Here is a 13924-nt window from a genome sequence, read left to right as displayed (position 1 = left end):
TTTTATCCTGCGTCATCAGCCCCAGCTTCGCGCGCATTCTGCCGCCCCAACAGCGCATCAGCTCCGGCTCATACTCCGCCAGCGCCTGTTTCAACTGTGCGGTATCCAGCAGCCCGGAAAGCGTATGCGCCAGCCTGTTCAGGTTCCACAGGCCCACCACCGGTTGATTATCGAAGCTGTATCGTCCCTGATAATCAGAATGGTTACAGATAAAATCTGGCTTATAGTCATCCAGAAAACCATACGGCCCGTAATCCAGGGTGATCCCCAGTACCGACATGTTATCGGTATTCATTACGCCATGCGCGAAGCCGACGCTTTGCCATTGGGCAATCAGCCTGGCCGTGCGTTTAACCACGTCCTGGAACCAAAGCAGATAGCGATCCTGCTCCTCCTGCAGATGCGACCAGTGGTGACGAATCAGATAGTCAGCCAGCTGGCGTACCTTCTCCGGCTGCTGAGTGTAAAAGAAATGCTCAAAATGGCCGAAACGGGCGTGGCTTTCCGCCACGCGTAGCAGCATCGCGCCGCGTTCGGTAGTTTCTCGCCGTACGGGCTCATCGCTGGTCACCACCGTCAGCGCGCGCGAGGTGGGAATGCCAAGGTGATGCATCGCTTCCGAGGCAAGGAATTCACGCAGCGAGGAGCGCAGTACGGCGCGTCCATCGCCCATCCGTGAATAAGGCGTCAGGCCTGCGCCTTTGAGATGCCAGTCCATTTTACGGCCGTCGGCGAGCTGCTGCTCGCCCAGCAAAATGCCGCGCCCGTCGCCCAGCTGACCTGCCCAGACACCAAACTGGTGACCACTGTAAACCTGCGCCAGCGGCTGCATCCCCGGCAGCAGCTGCGCCCCGCTCCAGAGGGGAGTTTTGTCTGCACTGAACCAGCTTTCATCCAGCCCCAACTCCTGAGCGAGCGGCGCGCTATGATAAAGCAGACGTGGGTTTTTTAGTGGCGTAGGGTTGAGGGCGGTATAGGATCCCGCCAGCTCGTCATGCCAGGTATTGTTAAATTGCATACGCTCCCCTTGCGGTTGACCGACGCCTGATGCGCTTTCGGTCGTTCCCTTAAGTGTAAACCGCCTTTGCAGACGTAAACACGGAGAGAATCAGGGGGTATTACAGCGCGACATCCACCAGCTCTTTCGGCGGCACGGTCAGTGAGCAAAGCGACTCGCCCGTGACCGGAGAAAACAGCGCGCTTTGTATCCCGTCAAACTGATAGTGGCTGACTTTTTCCAGGTCGGTAATACGGTCTACGCCCTGAACAATAACCTGCTGGCAGTGGGGCTTAATATGTTCCAGCAGCGTGTTGATAAAAGGCTGAAAAGAGGTCCGGTTAATATTGTGCTGGATAAAGCCTTTATCCAGTTTAATGCGGGAAAAAAGGTTGTCGTATACGGCTTTAGACGAGACTTTTCCCGCACCGTAATTCGCCAGGCATAACTCGAACCTTTCACTTAGCGCCATCAGACCCGGATGATCTTTCCCCAGGTTTAAATCGGTGAAGTTTTCGCTTATTTCCAGCTCCAGCCACGCCAGCGCGTCCAGCTTACGGCTCAGAAACTCGCTATCAAGAATGGTTTGTGCCAGCAGTTCGTCTATTTTTAACGTAACCTTTACTTTTTCCTGACTAAAAAAATCCGCGTGCCGTTCAATGCTGTTGATCTGATTCTGCAATAAAAGGATACGTTGTTCTGTATTAAGCTGTGGTAGCAAAAACTCCTGAGGAATGGCTACGTTAGCGGTGCTGTGGGAAAACTGCGTGAGCAATTCGACGGCGATAAGCTGCCCGCCGAAACGATAAATCGGGTTAAAAGCTGTGTAACTTTTATAATCCGCTTCCAGATGGATATTCATTTTTATTCAGCCATGATGAAATCGTCGTACAGCGCTGTAATAGGGCTGTTGTACAACGACCAGGACGAAAACCCATAGTGGGTTAAACTATCACATATTTCCTGAGAAAGGTGCTTTACTATTAAATCACAGTTTCGTGCTAAGAAACCCCCGTGGCGCATTTCTTTAAACTCTCTTTACAAAATCCGACATGGGAAATGACTTTTAACCGTTCAGACAAATCGTTATGCAATAAATTGCTAACCTGAACTGCCAGTTTATATAATCTCAAATCTTAACCGGCAGATATATAAGCATTTTCTGAAATCAGTTAGCAGGCTATATTATTTAAATCCGTCTCGCTTGCCAGAAAACTTTTTTCCAGTAGACGTTATTGAGCGAGGAACGGATTACGCCCTGACTGGTAGAGGCATGGATAAACTGGTCGTCCGTGTCGTAAATGCCAACGTGCAATCCGTTTTCTCCCCCGCCGGTTTTAAAAAACACCAGATCGCCGGGCAGCAGATCTTTTTTACCGATGCGCGTGCCAGTTTTCGTTTGCGCAACGGTTGTGCGCGGCAGCTGCAAATCAAAGCGGTCACGAAAAGTCAGATAAACGAACCCGGAGCAGTCAACGCCTCTGCGCCCCATTCCTCCATAGCGATAAGGGGTACCGCGCCACTCGCCGAGCTGTTCGTTCAAACGGGCAATCACCATGATGGAATCGGAAAGGTGGCCATTCGGCGGCGGCGCATGGCTGCTACAGCCCGCCAACAGAATAGCCAGTAAAAAGAGCAGGTAGCGCATAACAGGATCCCTTTATTCAATGCCGCTGATTTAAAACAGCGTGGTCAATAACGCTTGTCCATCCACATCGATTTTTCTGAAAGGCACATGATAAACGGTAGACAGCACGTCCGGCTGTAGCACGTCCTGTGTGGCGCCCTGCTTCAGCAGAACCCCTTCTTTCAGCAGCCAGATGCGTTGAGCGTGATGTAGCGAGTGATTGATATCGTGCCCGCTCATAATCACCGTTAGCCCTTCCGCGACCCGGGCAGCAACACAACTGTCAAATGCGGCCTGCTGAGCCAGATCCAACCCGGTTAATGGTTCGTCCAACAGCAGCAGCTCGCCTTCCGGCTGCGCGGTCTGACAGAAGACTGCCACCAGACGCACTCGCTGCCACTCTCCGCCTGAAAGGCGACTAATCGGGCGCGAGAGTTTATTCGTCAGCTGAAAAGCCTCGCAAAGGGTCATCAGTATCCGGTCGTTTTCTTCCGTCAGCTGATGCAGCTTAAGGTAGTGCCAGACCGGCACGCTGCCGACCGGCCGTTGCTGCTGGACCAGATAGGCGCGATGGCGGGCCAACGCGTACCCCGTCCAGGCCGACAGCAGCGTGCCGTTGAAAACGATACGCCCTTCTGCTGCCAGCAGCCCCGCCAGTGCCGCCAGCAATGAGCTTTTGCCCGCGCCGTTGGGGCCAAGCAGATGGATCAGTTCGCCCTTACCGACGCTGGCGGTAAAAGGCGCGAGGCGCTGCGCGATTGCAACGCCCTCACACTCCAGCAGCATCTATTTTGCCAGCGCCGCTTTAATGCTTTCCATCACGATAGGATCTTCCGGCGTCATATCTGGCGAGAAGCGCTGGACTACGGTGCCGTCACGACCCACCAGGAACTTTTCAAAGTTCCATAAAATATCGCCCGGCTCTTTCGGCGCGCGCCCTTTGCTGCTCATACGCTCCAGAAAACCGCTGTTTTCCGGTGCTACTGCTTCCGGCCTGGCCGCAATCAGCTGGCGATAAAGCGGATGCCGTTCCGGCCCGTTGACCTCGATTTTACTGAACATCGGGAAGGTGACGCCGTAAGTGGTGCTGCAAAACGTTTTGATCTCTTCGGCGCTGCCGGGTTCCTGCTCCAGGAACGCATTGCAGGGGAAGCCAAGCACCGCAAAACCCCGATCCTGCCAGGCTTTATGAATATTTTCCAACTGCTCATACTGCGGCGTCAGGCCACACTTAGAAGCAACGTTCACGATCAGCAGCACCTTCCCCTGCCACTTTGCCAACGTTGTCGGTTCACCATCCAGCGTCACCAGTTCTGTCTCGTAAATACTCATGGTTTTTCCTGTTTCAGTAGAGAAAAAAGCCGACCGCAGGTCAGGCCCCGTTACGTAATAGCAGCCAGATAAATACCGGTGCACCCAGCGTGGCCGTGACCACACCAATCGGCAGTTCCGCCGAGGCAATGGCAACACGGGCCAGAATATCGGCTGCCAACAGTACACCGCCGCCCGCAAGCGCACAGGCAGGCAACAGCATACGATGATCGCTCAGGTTGTTCAGCCGCAAAATATGCGGTATGACCAGCCCCACAAAGCCGATTGCCCCGGCCAACGCCACGCTCACGCCAATTAACCAGCCTGTCGCCAGTACCAGCACATTGCGCCACAGCAACAGCGGCAGGCCGAGCTGTTGGGCGGAGACATCGCCCAGCGCCAGCAAATTCAACACGCTTCCCTGGCGGCATAGCCAGATCAGCACCGGCAGCAGCGCCAGCATCAGCCCACCGTAGCGCCAGTCCACGCCGCCAAACCCGCCCATCATCCAGTACATTAACTGGCGCAGGTCCAGGCTGGCGCTGAAATAGACCAGCCACGTCATGCCTGCGCTACAGATAATGCCTAAGGCCACGCCAGCCAGCAACAGGCGGCTGGTGGAAAGCGTACGGCGGGAAAAACGCAGCAGGAGGAAAGTGATCGCCAGCGCGCCGGTGATGGCAAAAAAGCTCAGCGGCCACAGGCCGGTCACACCGCCAAAAATACCCAGCACCAGCCCGACGCCAGCACCGTTAGCGACACCAAGCAGGCCCGGCTCCGCCAGCGGATTCTCAAACAACGCCTGCATCACAGCCCCCGTTACGGCCAGCGCGGCGCCAACCAGCAATACCGCCAACGAACGTGGTAGCCGCAGTTGCCAGACGAACAGCCGGTTTTCGGCGGTAAACCAGCCTGACGGAAAAAGCCAACGGTCGCCGGCGCACAGGCTAAGCAGGAAAATCAGCACGCACAAAATGCTCAGGGCAGAGAGCCAGCGTCGCTGATGCCGACGAGCCAGCGCGACCTGGTGAGAAAGCAGAGTCATAGATCCAGACCTGATGAATGGAAACGGGCAGGGTTAGCGGAAATTCAGCGATAAAAAAGGCCGCGTAAGCGGCCTTTTGCAGAGCACTGTCAGTCTTCTTTCGGCGTAGCGTTCTCAACCCGGCTTTTGAGCTTCTGCCCAGGCCGGAAAGTCACCACGCGCCGCGCCGTAATCGGAATATCCTCGCCGGTTTTGGGATTGCGTCCCGGGCGTTGATTTTTGTCGCGAAGGTCGAAGTTACCAAATCCTGACAGTTTTACCTGTTCGCCGTTTTCTAAAGCGCGACGTACCTCTTCAAAAAATAGCTCTACCAGCTCTTTGGCATCCCGTTTGCTAAGCCCCAGCTTTTCAAACAGGTATTCAGACATCTCAGCTTTTGTAAGCGCCATAGGTTCAATCCCTCAAGGTTGCCTGGAATCGCTCTTTTAACGCCGCAACACATTTGGCGACGGTTGCAGCGATCTCCTCTTCTTCGAGTGTCCGGCCGGTATCTTGCAAAATCAGGCTGATAGCAAGGCTCTTAAAACCTTCATTAACACCCTTACCGCGGTACACATCAAACAAGTTTACGCCAACTACCTGATTTACGCCAACTTTCTTACACTCGGCGATAATATCTGCTGCGGGGACGTTTTCAGCCACCAGCACGGCGATATCACGACGGTTTGCCGGGAAACGTGAAATCTCGCTCGCCTCAGGCAGGGCGCGGTCTGACACCTTATCCCACTCCAGTTCGAAGACCACGGTACGGCCGTTAAGATCCAGTTTCCGTTCGAGTTCCGGATGAACCACACCCAGGTAACCGATACGCTGATCCTGCAAATAAATGCCGGCGCTTTGTCCAGGGTGCAGTGCCGGGTGCGCTTCTGCCCGGAACTGAATAGCATCCAGTTTGCCGGTCAAATCGAGGACGGACTCCAAATCACCTTTTAAATCATAGAAGTCAACTGACTGTCGCGCCAGATCCCAGTGTTCTTCATAACGCGCGCCGGCGATCGCGCCCGCCAGCATAACGTCCTGCCGAATCCCCAGGTTTGCCTGAGTATCAGGTACAAAGCGCAGGCCGCTTTCAAACAGGCGCACACGGCTCTGCTGACGGTTCTGGTTGTAAACCACGGCAGAAAGCAGACCCGTCCACAGCGAGAGACGCATCGCCGACATGTCCACTGAAATCGGGCTTGGCAGGACCAGATTTTCTTCGCCCGGGTGCAACAGTGCCTGCACTTTAGGATCGACAAAGCTGTAGGTAATCGCTTCCTGATAGCCTTTATCCACCAGCATCGCTTTCACCCGCTTCAGCGACAGGCTGGCTTCACGGTGCGAGGTCATGACCAGACCGGCCTGCACCGGCACGTCAGGAATATTGTTGTAGCCGTAAACGCGCGCCACCTCTTCGACCAGATCTTCCTCAATCTGCATATCGAAACGCCAGCCTGGCGCAACCGCCTGCCACGCGCCTTCGCTTTCCGTCACGTCGCAGCCCAGACGACGTAAAATATCGCTGACTTGGTTATCGGCAATAACATGACCAATCAGGCGATCCAGCTTTTCGCGGCGCAGCGTGATCGTAGCGCGTGCAGGCAGGGTTGCCTCGCTGGTTTGATCGATAACCGGCCCGGCCTCACCGCCACAAATGTCCAGCAACAGGCGAGTTGCCCGCTCCAGCGCTTTGTACTGCAGTTGCGGATCGACGCCGCGTTCATAGCGATGGGAAGCATCGGTGTGCAGGCCATGGCGGCGTGCGCGACCGGTGATAGAAAGCGGGCTGAAGAAAGCGCATTCGAACAGAATGTTCGTGGTTTCTTCATTAACGCCAGAATGTTCGCCACCAAAGATGCCGCCCATGGCCAGCGCTTTGTGGTGATCGGCGATAACAACCGTATCCGCGCTTAACTTAACCTCTGCGCCGTCCAGAAGCGTCAGCGCTTCGCCGTCTTCCGCCATACGCACGACAATTCCACCGTCTATGCGATCCAGATCGAAAGCGTGCATCGGCTGTCCCAGCTCAAGCAGGACGTAGTTGGTGATATCCACCACCGGATCGATAGAGCGAATGCCGCAGCGACGCAGCTTTTCTTTCATCCACAGCGGCGTAGCGGCCTTGACGTTAATGCCTTTGATCACGCGTCCCAGATAACGCGGACAGGCGTCAACCGCATCCACGCGGATCGGGAAGGTTTCTGCACTGGTCGCGACAACCGGCTCGATAACCGGCTCGTTTAACGGCAGCTTATTCAGCACGGCAACATCGCGTGCAATACCGATAATGCCCAGGCAGTCTGCGCGGTTTGGCGTTACGCTGATCTCAATGGTGCTGTCATCAAGCTTGAGGTAGTCACGAATATCGGTGCCGACAACGGCATCCAGCGGCAGTTCGATAATGCCGTTATGATCGTCGGTAATGCCCAGCTCGGAAAAGGAGCAAAGCATGCCTTCTGACGGCTCGCCGCGCAGCTTAGCCGCCTTAATTTTAAAATCGCCCGGCAGCACCGCGCCTACGGTGGCCACAGCCACTTTCAGGCCCTGGCGGCAATTTGGCGCGCCGCAGACGATATCCAGCAGGCGCTCGCCACCTACGTTGATTTTGGTGACGCGCAGTTTATCGGCGTTTGGATGCTGTCCACACTCCACTACTTCGCCTACCACCACGCCGTGGAACGTGCCGGCTACCGCTTCCACGCCGTCCACTTCCAGGCCAGCCATGGTGATCTGTTCGCTGAGTGCTGCACTGTCGATGGCTGGGTTAACCCACTCACGTAACCAGAGTTCGCTGAATTTCATAGGTTTTACCCGCTCTTATTTAAACTGTTTGAGGAAACGTAAATCATTTTCGAAGAAGGCGCGCAGATCGGTCACGCCATAGCGCAACATGGTCAGACGCTCCATACCCATGCCGAAGGCAAAGCCTGAGTACACTTCCGGATCGATGCCGACATTGCGCAGCACGTTCGGGTGCACCATGCCACAGCCCAGCACTTCCAGCCATTTGCCATTTTTACCCATCACGTCCACTTCTGCAGAAGGTTCGGTGAACGGAAAGTAAGAAGGACGGAAGCGAATCTGCAGATCTTCTTCAAAGAAGTTGCGCAGGAAATCGTGCAGCGTGCCTTTCAGATTGGTGAAGCTGATGTTTTTATCAACGATCAGGCCTTCCATCTGGTGGAACATTGGCGTGTGGGTCTGATCGTAATCGTTGCGGTAGACGCGGCCTGGCGCGATAACACGGATTGGCGGCTGTTGGTTCTTCATGGTACGGATCTGTACGCCGGAGGTCTGGGTGCGCAGCAGGCGTGTGGCATCGAACCAGAAGGTATCGTGATCGGCGCGCGCCGGGTGGTGACCCGGAATATTCAACGCGTCAAAGTTATGGTAGTCATCTTCAATTTCCGGGCCGGTTTCCACGGCAAAACCCAGCTCGCCAAAGAACGTTTCGATACGGTCGATGGTGCGAGTAACCGGATGCAGACCGCCATTTTCAATGCGGCGTCCCGGCAGGGAGACATCAATGGTCTCCTGCGCCAGACGGGCATTTAACTCGGCCGATTCCAGCTCGTCTTTACGCGCGGTCAGCGCCTCCTGCACCTGTTGTTTAGCCTCGTTGATCACCGCACCCGCCGCCGGACGCTCTTCGGCAGGCAGTTCGCGTAGCGTGGTCATCTGCAGCGTCAACTGCCCTTTTTTGCCGAGATATTCAACGCGTACCGTATCTAACGCGGCAACATCGCGTGCATTCTTAATGGCCGCTTGCGCGTTCGCCACCAGTTCTGCGAGATGTGACATGCTTTCCTCTTCTTCCAGCCGCCGTGGCCGGTCTGTTTTTTATGGGGACGACCCCGTCCTGGATTGGCCGCGCCAGAAATAAAAAAGCCTCCACGAGGGAGGCTTTCAGCGCGATTTTTCGTTTCTTTTCTTTGCGCACAAGCCCCCGATGTTCAGGTGCTAAAGTAAAAAAAGAAACGGAAATTCGCGGTCATAATGCGTTGCCTGGTTGCCGGGTCGTAAAAAGTGGCTCTATTGAAAAACGCATGGGCAGAAATGTCAATCTTTTGCTGCGGTTACAAAATAAAAGAGGGAGCAAGCTCCCTCTTTTACCTGACTTACGCCAGAGCTGATTTCGCTTTTTCGACCAGAGCGGTAAACGCTACTTTATCGAATACAGCGATGTCAGCCAGAATCTTACGGTCGATTTCGATCGATGCCTTTTTCAGGCCATTGATGAAACGGCTGTAAGAAATGCCGTTAGTGCGTGCCGCTGCGTTGATACGCGCGATCCACAGCTGACGGAACTGACGCTTACGCTGACGACGGTCACGGTAAGCATACTGACCAGCTTTGATAACAGCCTGGAAAGCCACGCGATATACACGTGAACGTGCACCGTAGTAGCCTTTAGCTTGTTTTAAGATTTTTTTGTGACGTGCGCGAGCAACTACACCACGTTTTACACGAGCCATTTAGCTCTCCTGTTTAATATTCTGAGTTAAAAAAAATAGACTTATGCGTATGGCAGGCAGGCAATAACCAGACCCAGATCGCCTTTGGACACCAGACCTTTCGGACGCAGGTGACGCTTACGCTTGGTAGATTTTTTGGTCAGAATATGACGCAGGTTTGCGTGCTTACGCTTGAAGCCGCCAGAGGCAGTCTTCTTGAAGCGCTTGGCCGCGCCACGTACAGTTTTAATCTTTGGCATTTAAAACATCCACTTCGCATTGTTAATAAAATAAAACAGGCAGGCGTACAGCGCCCGGCGGTAAACCACCGAAACGCTGTCACTTTATGGCCTACTGTTTCTTCTTAGGAGCGAGCACCATGATCATCTGACGACCTTCGATCTTCGAAGGGAAGGATTCGACAATCGCCAGTTCCATGTCCTCGCACAGATCTTTACGGACGCGGTTAAGCATTTCCATACCGATCTGCTGGTGAGCCATTTCACGACCGCGGAAACGCAGCGTGATTTTAGCTTTATCACCTTCTTCCAGAAAGCGAATCAGGTTGCGTAGTTTTACCTGATAGTCGCCATCATCGGTACCAGGGCGGAATTTAATTTCCTTAACCTGGATAATTTTTTGCTTTTTCTTCTGTTCTTTAGAAGATTTGCTTTTCTCGTAGAGGAACTTGCCGTAATCCATGATACGACAAACGGGCGGCTCGGCGTTAGGGCTGATTTCAACTAAATCAACGCCTGCTTCCGCAGCTTTTTCTAAAGCCTCATTCAGACTGACAATACCAATCTGCTCGCCATCGACGCCAGTCAGACGAACCTCGGTGGCGCGGATTTCTCTGTTAATGCGATTAGGACGCGCCGGTTGAACTCGTTTTCCGCCTTTAATACCTTATTCCTCCAGTTGATGAAGATTGCGACTGCGGATTTCATCCTGCAGCTTCGCGATCGCTTCGTTTACGTCCATGCTGCCCAGGTCTTTACCACGGCGGGTGCGAACGGCAACTTTGCCTGCTTCCACCTCTTTATCACCACAGACCAACATATAAGGGACACGACGTAACGTGTGCTCGCGGATTTTAAAGCCAATCTTCTCGTTTCTCAAGTCCGCTTTTACACGAATGCCCGCATTCTGAAGTTTTTGGGTCAATTCTGCAACATATTCGGACTGGCTATCGGTGATATTCATCACCACTACTTGTACAGGAGCCAGCCAGGTCGGGAAGAAACCGGCATACTCTTCGGTTAAAATACCGATAAAGCGCTCCACAGAACCCAGGATAGCGCGGTGGATCATCACCGGTACCTGACGTTCATTATTTTCACCCACGTACGAGGCGCTCAGGCGGCCCGGCAGCGAGAAGTCCAGCTGAACGGTGCCGCACTGCCATGCGCGATCCAGACAATCGTACAGGGTGAATTCAATTTTAGGGCCGTAGAATGCGCCCTCGCCCGGCTGATAGTCGAACGGAATATCGTTCTCTTTCAGCGCGGCAGCCAGATCGGCCTCGGCACGATCCCACTGTTCATCACTGCCGATGCGTTTAACCGGACGGGTTGACAGTTTTACCACGATTTTTTCAAAACCGAAGGTGCTGTACATGTCGTAGACCATACGGATGCAGCTGTTTACTTCAGTACGCACCTGCTCTTCTGTACAGAAGATATGGGCGTCGTCCTGAGTAAAGCCGCGTACACGCATCAGGCCATGCAGCGCGCCGGATGGCTCGTTACGATGGCAGCTACCAAATTCCGCCATACGCAGCGGCAGGTCGCGGTAAGATTTTAGACCCTGATTGAAAATTTGCACGTGGCCAGGGCAATTCATCGGTTTGATGCAGTACTCACGGTTCTCCGAAGAGGTCGTGAACATGGCTTCTTTGTAATTTTCCCAATGGCCTGTTTTTTCCCACAGCACGCGGTCCATCATCAGCGGGCCTTTAACTTCCTGATAGTGATACTCAGTCAGTTTGCTGCGTACAAAAACTTCCAGCTCGCGGAAAATCGTCCAGCCATCATTATGCCAGAACACCATACCCGGCGCTTCTTCCTGCATATGATATAGGTCAAGCTGTTTGCCGATTTTACGGTGGTCACGTTTGGCCGCTTCTTCCAGGCGTTGCAGATAGGCAGCCAGCTGCTTTTTATCCGCCCAGGCGGTGCCGTAGATACGCTGCAGCATTTTGTTATTGCTGTCGCCACGCCAGTAGGCACCGGAGATTTTCTGCAGCTTAAAATGATGGCAAAAGCGCATGTTAGGCACGTGCGGGCCACGACACATATCCACGTATTCTTCGTGATGATAAAGGCCGGGACGGTCATCGTGACTGATATTTTCGTCAAGAATAGTCATTTTGTAGGTTTCGCCACGGGCAGCGAAAGCGTCACGCGCTTCCTGCCAGCTTACCTTCTTCTTGACGACGTCATAATTCGTTTCAGCCAGCTGGTGCATACGCTTTTCCAGCTGCTCAATGTCTTCCTGGGTCAGGGTATGATCGATATCAACGTCATAGTAAAAGCCGTTGTCGATAACCGGGCCGATTGCCATTTTGGTATCTGGCCACAGCTGCTTGATCGCGTGTCCCAACAGGTGAGCACAGGAGTGGCGAATGATTTCCAGTCCGGCTTCATCTTTAGCGGTGATGATGGCGACGCTTGCGTCTTCCGTAATCGGATCGACCGCATCCACCAGCTCGCCGTTTACGCGGCCTGCGATACAGGCTTTAGCCAGGCCCGGACCGATGTCCTGGGCAATCTCCATCACGCTAACGGCGTGATCGAAGGTACGCTGACTTCCATCAGGAAGTGTAATTACAGGCATGATACATCCTTAGCTGCAGTGGTAACCCATACGCAAGGCTACATACAAAAGTCGTTTTTCATATAAATTAGTAGGTTGCATCCTCTTATCAGCTCACGTTTGCTGATTTGGTACACAACCTGATACATACAGTCGGAAGTGACTAATTCGTATAAACTTCCGATGGGATAGTATCTTACACTCCCTGGTAACAAATTGCACGGCAAGCGACGAAAGGTTGAATCATTATCCGGTTCGCATCATGTCCTGGGATAATCTTCACCGCTCTCTCCCACCCCGGCCAACCCCTCTACCGTAAGGGGGTTGGATAAGAATTTACGCCCGCCCGGCTAAAGCGTTTACAAAAACAATGTCTGCTACTCTGGCCTGCCATTCCGTGCATGTTTTTCTCATAAGTTAGCTAACGCCTTTTCAGCAGTTCACAACATTTTGTGATAATTCTTAAAAATTGAGACAGCGTTCTCCCTGCAAACTATAATTGATTAACCAGGTAAATTATGGGGGATTTTTTCTATGAAAAGTAACCCGACATTTGAACGAAAAAAAAATCGCGCCATCGCCATCATGAACATGAAAGGAATGTGGCCCAGTCTTTATGCTCCTCCTTGTCATATTTTCTTATGGAAGATGGGCATCAAGGTTGCCCCGCCTCCTTTCGCCCCTTTTTGGACAAATTTCCTTTGCATGACAATCGTCAACACCACCTTTTGGGGCATAGTCATGTGGATTGTTTTCTGGAGAGGTGAGCAAGAGCAGCTTTTGTCTGCAACAGAGACAATGATTGTTGTTGGGATAATAGCGGGTCTTATTGCATCGGCCCTGGAGGCCTGGCGTGGGAAAGCAAACCATCTGCCGAAGTGGGAAGAAATTTAGCCTGCTTTTTATGATTGCTGCTGACTGAGACGGTTTAGCCCATGGCGGGCCGTGGGCTTTTTTAATTTATACGGGTTCGGATCCAGCCGATCGCCACATTTATTTTTTCTACTTCCGCCGGCGTACGGGAGGAAGAGAGGACGACGAGTTCTGCAAGAATATTTGTCGGTATTATTTCCGCATTTCGTGCAAGCAGGCTACGGACGGCCGAGCCAACAGCCCATTCAATATCCGCCATATCGCCAGTGCTTCTAACGTTCATTTTCTAACCCTGCACCTCTCAAAAGATTCCCGGGGTTATAGTACCTAAATGAATTATCTCAATAAAGGACAGTCTTTCCTGACGGGAAGCGTGTCTTCTGTTACGCATTTCGCACCCTATAGAGGGCTTTTTGCCAGCATTCGGCTATGCAGGATTACTCTCTTTCCTGTCAAAACCTGACCAACAAAATACCCTTTATAACTCAAATAATTAGCTAAACATTGTCTTTCACTCATCAGCATACTAATTCACGCCAATTTTTTTCCATATGGTCTATTCTTTCGGCACTACACATTGACGAGTTGTAGTTACGAGAAAAATTGTTCTGCTTTAGCCTTTGGCTTTTCCACACAGCATAAGTATGGATAGACCCGCTTCGGCGGGTTTTTTTATGCCTGTAATCTATCGTCCTGACTGGCCCGAGAAATCTGTCAGCGCCCTAAAGTTAAGCAGCTAACAGGGCTGCCAATCATCGGAGACCTTGATCACCTGCAGCACAACAACGCCACAGATCAGCAGGTCCTCCAGCACCGCTCCCTCA

The 13924-nt window shown here is 52.9% G+C and carries 15 protein-coding genes and 1 other annotated feature; of the genes, 1 reads left to right on the top strand and 14 read right to left on the bottom strand.

Annotated elements, in window-relative coordinates:
* From RTK32_RS09775 to thrS, 13 genes are all read right to left on the bottom strand, one after another.
* Nucleotides 1-1018: protein adenylyltransferase SelO family protein (locus tag RTK32_RS09775; protein ID WP_312043450.1), on the bottom strand; the 1018-nt coding region annotated here is incomplete at its 3' end.
* 100 nt (nucleotides 1019-1118) lie between these two features.
* Nucleotides 1119-1859, bottom strand: coding sequence for an EAL domain-containing protein (locus tag RTK32_RS09770; RefSeq protein WP_312043449.1), 741 nt, complete (start codon nucleotides 1857-1859; stop codon nucleotides 1119-1121).
* Nucleotides 1860-2186: 327 nt separating this feature from the next.
* Nucleotides 2187-2645, bottom strand: a complete 459-nt coding sequence (locus tag RTK32_RS09765) for an NlpC/P60 family protein (protein ID WP_312043447.1) — start codon at nucleotides 2643-2645, stop codon at nucleotides 2187-2189.
* Nucleotides 2646-2675: 30 nt separating this feature from the next.
* Nucleotides 2676-3410, bottom strand: coding sequence for a vitamin B12 ABC transporter ATP-binding protein BtuD (btuD, locus tag RTK32_RS09760; protein ID WP_312043445.1), 735 nt, complete (start codon nucleotides 3408-3410; stop codon nucleotides 2676-2678).
* Nucleotides 3411-3956, bottom strand: coding sequence for a glutathione peroxidase (locus tag RTK32_RS09755; protein ID WP_312043443.1), 546 nt, complete (start codon nucleotides 3954-3956; stop codon nucleotides 3411-3413).
* Between the two features lie 40 nt (nucleotides 3957-3996).
* Nucleotides 3997-4980 carry a vitamin B12 ABC transporter permease BtuC gene (btuC, locus tag RTK32_RS09750; protein WP_312043441.1) on the bottom strand — a complete coding sequence of 328 codons (984 nt, stop codon included), beginning with the start codon at nucleotides 4978-4980 and terminating at the stop codon, nucleotides 3997-3999.
* An 89-nt stretch (nucleotides 4981-5069) separates the two neighbouring features.
* A complete protein-coding gene (gene ihfA, locus RTK32_RS09745) occupies nucleotides 5070-5369 on the bottom strand; it encodes an integration host factor subunit alpha (protein ID WP_004157378.1) in 300 nt (99 codons plus the stop codon).
* A gap of 4 nt (nucleotides 5370-5373) precedes the next feature.
* Nucleotides 5374-7761, bottom strand: coding sequence for a phenylalanine--tRNA ligase subunit beta (pheT, locus tag RTK32_RS09740; RefSeq protein ID WP_312043438.1), 2388 nt, complete (start codon nucleotides 7759-7761; stop codon nucleotides 5374-5376).
* A 15-nt stretch (nucleotides 7762-7776) separates the two neighbouring features.
* Nucleotides 7777-8760, bottom strand: coding sequence for a phenylalanine--tRNA ligase subunit alpha (gene pheS / locus RTK32_RS09735; protein ID WP_312043436.1), 984 nt, complete (start codon nucleotides 8758-8760; stop codon nucleotides 7777-7779).
* Nucleotides 8761-8837: 77 nt separating this feature from the next.
* Nucleotides 8838-8962: a sequence feature (Phe leader region), on the bottom strand.
* A gap of 115 nt (nucleotides 8963-9077) precedes the next feature.
* Nucleotides 9078-9434 (bottom strand): 50S ribosomal protein L20, encoded by a 357-nt coding sequence (rplT, locus tag RTK32_RS09730; protein WP_016169860.1) that lies wholly within the window; start codon nucleotides 9432-9434, stop codon nucleotides 9078-9080.
* Between the two features lie 41 nt (nucleotides 9435-9475).
* Complete coding sequence (rpmI, locus tag RTK32_RS09725) at nucleotides 9476-9673, bottom strand: 50S ribosomal protein L35 (protein ID WP_010275699.1); 198 nt, start codon at nucleotides 9671-9673, stop codon at nucleotides 9476-9478.
* Nucleotides 9674-9764: 91 nt separating this feature from the next.
* On the bottom strand, nucleotides 9765-10316 hold the full coding sequence (infC, locus tag RTK32_RS09720; protein WP_312043452.1) for a translation initiation factor IF-3: 552 nt from the start codon (nucleotides 10314-10316) through the stop codon (nucleotides 9765-9767).
* 3 nt (nucleotides 10317-10319) lie between these two features.
* Nucleotides 10320-12248, bottom strand: coding sequence for a threonine--tRNA ligase (gene thrS, locus RTK32_RS09715; protein WP_312043433.1), 1929 nt, complete (start codon nucleotides 12246-12248; stop codon nucleotides 10320-10322).
* Nucleotides 12249-12761: 513 nt separating this feature from the next.
* Between thrS and RTK32_RS09710 the strand changes: the two genes are divergently transcribed.
* Nucleotides 12762-13121 carry a DUF6404 family protein gene (locus tag RTK32_RS09710; protein ID WP_312043430.1) on the top strand — a complete coding sequence of 120 codons (360 nt, stop codon included), beginning with the start codon at nucleotides 12762-12764 and terminating at the stop codon, nucleotides 13119-13121.
* Between the two features lie 61 nt (nucleotides 13122-13182).
* Here RTK32_RS09710 and RTK32_RS09705 read toward each other — a convergent pair whose 3' ends face one another.
* On the bottom strand, nucleotides 13183-13383 hold the full coding sequence (locus tag RTK32_RS09705; RefSeq protein ID WP_312043428.1) for a hypothetical protein: 201 nt from the start codon (nucleotides 13381-13383) through the stop codon (nucleotides 13183-13185).
* Between the last annotated feature and the right edge of the window lie 541 nt (nucleotides 13384-13924).

The organism is Erwinia sp., assembly GCF_031978025.1.
GTDB lineage: Bacteria > Pseudomonadota > Gammaproteobacteria > Enterobacterales > Enterobacteriaceae > Erwinia.
This window is presented reverse-complemented; position numbering and strand designations above follow the sequence as displayed.

Excerpts from the sequence above, each read along its gene's own strand:
- RTK32_RS09770 (WP_312043449.1), bottom strand. The coding sequence starts at position 1,859 with ATGAATATCCATCTGGAAGCGGATTATAAAAGTTACACAGCTTTTAAC.
- RTK32_RS09765 (WP_312043447.1), bottom strand. The coding sequence starts at position 2,645 with ATGCGCTACCTGCTCTTTTTACTGGCTATTCTGTTGGCGGGCTGTAGC.
- btuD (WP_312043445.1), bottom strand. The coding sequence starts at position 3,410 with ATGCTGCTGGAGTGTGAGGGCGTTGCAATCGCGCAGCGCCTCGCGCCT.
- RTK32_RS09755 (WP_312043443.1), bottom strand. The coding sequence starts at position 3,956 with ATGAGTATTTACGAGACAGAACTGGTGACGCTGGATGGTGAACCGACA.
- btuC (WP_312043441.1), bottom strand. The coding sequence starts at position 4,980 with ATGACTCTGCTTTCTCACCAGGTCGCGCTGGCTCGTCGGCATCAGCGA.
- ihfA (WP_004157378.1), bottom strand. The coding sequence starts at position 5,369 with ATGGCGCTTACAAAAGCTGAGATGTCTGAATACCTGTTTGAAAAGCTG.
- pheT (WP_312043438.1), bottom strand. The coding sequence starts at position 7,761 with ATGAAATTCAGCGAACTCTGGTTACGTGAGTGGGTTAACCCAGCCATC.
- pheS (WP_312043436.1), bottom strand. The coding sequence starts at position 8,760 with ATGTCACATCTCGCAGAACTGGTGGCGAACGCGCAAGCGGCCATTAAG.
- rplT (WP_016169860.1), bottom strand. The coding sequence starts at position 9,434 with ATGGCTCGTGTAAAACGTGGTGTAGTTGCTCGCGCACGTCACAAAAAA.
- rpmI (WP_010275699.1), bottom strand. The coding sequence starts at position 9,673 with ATGCCAAAGATTAAAACTGTACGTGGCGCGGCCAAGCGCTTCAAGAAG.
- thrS (WP_312043433.1), bottom strand. The coding sequence starts at position 12,248 with ATGCCTGTAATTACACTTCCTGATGGAAGTCAGCGTACCTTCGATCAC.
- RTK32_RS09710 (WP_312043430.1), top strand. The coding sequence starts at position 12,762 with ATGAAAAGTAACCCGACATTTGAACGAAAAAAAAATCGCGCCATCGCC.
- RTK32_RS09705 (WP_312043428.1), bottom strand. The coding sequence starts at position 13,383 with ATGAACGTTAGAAGCACTGGCGATATGGCGGATATTGAATGGGCTGTT.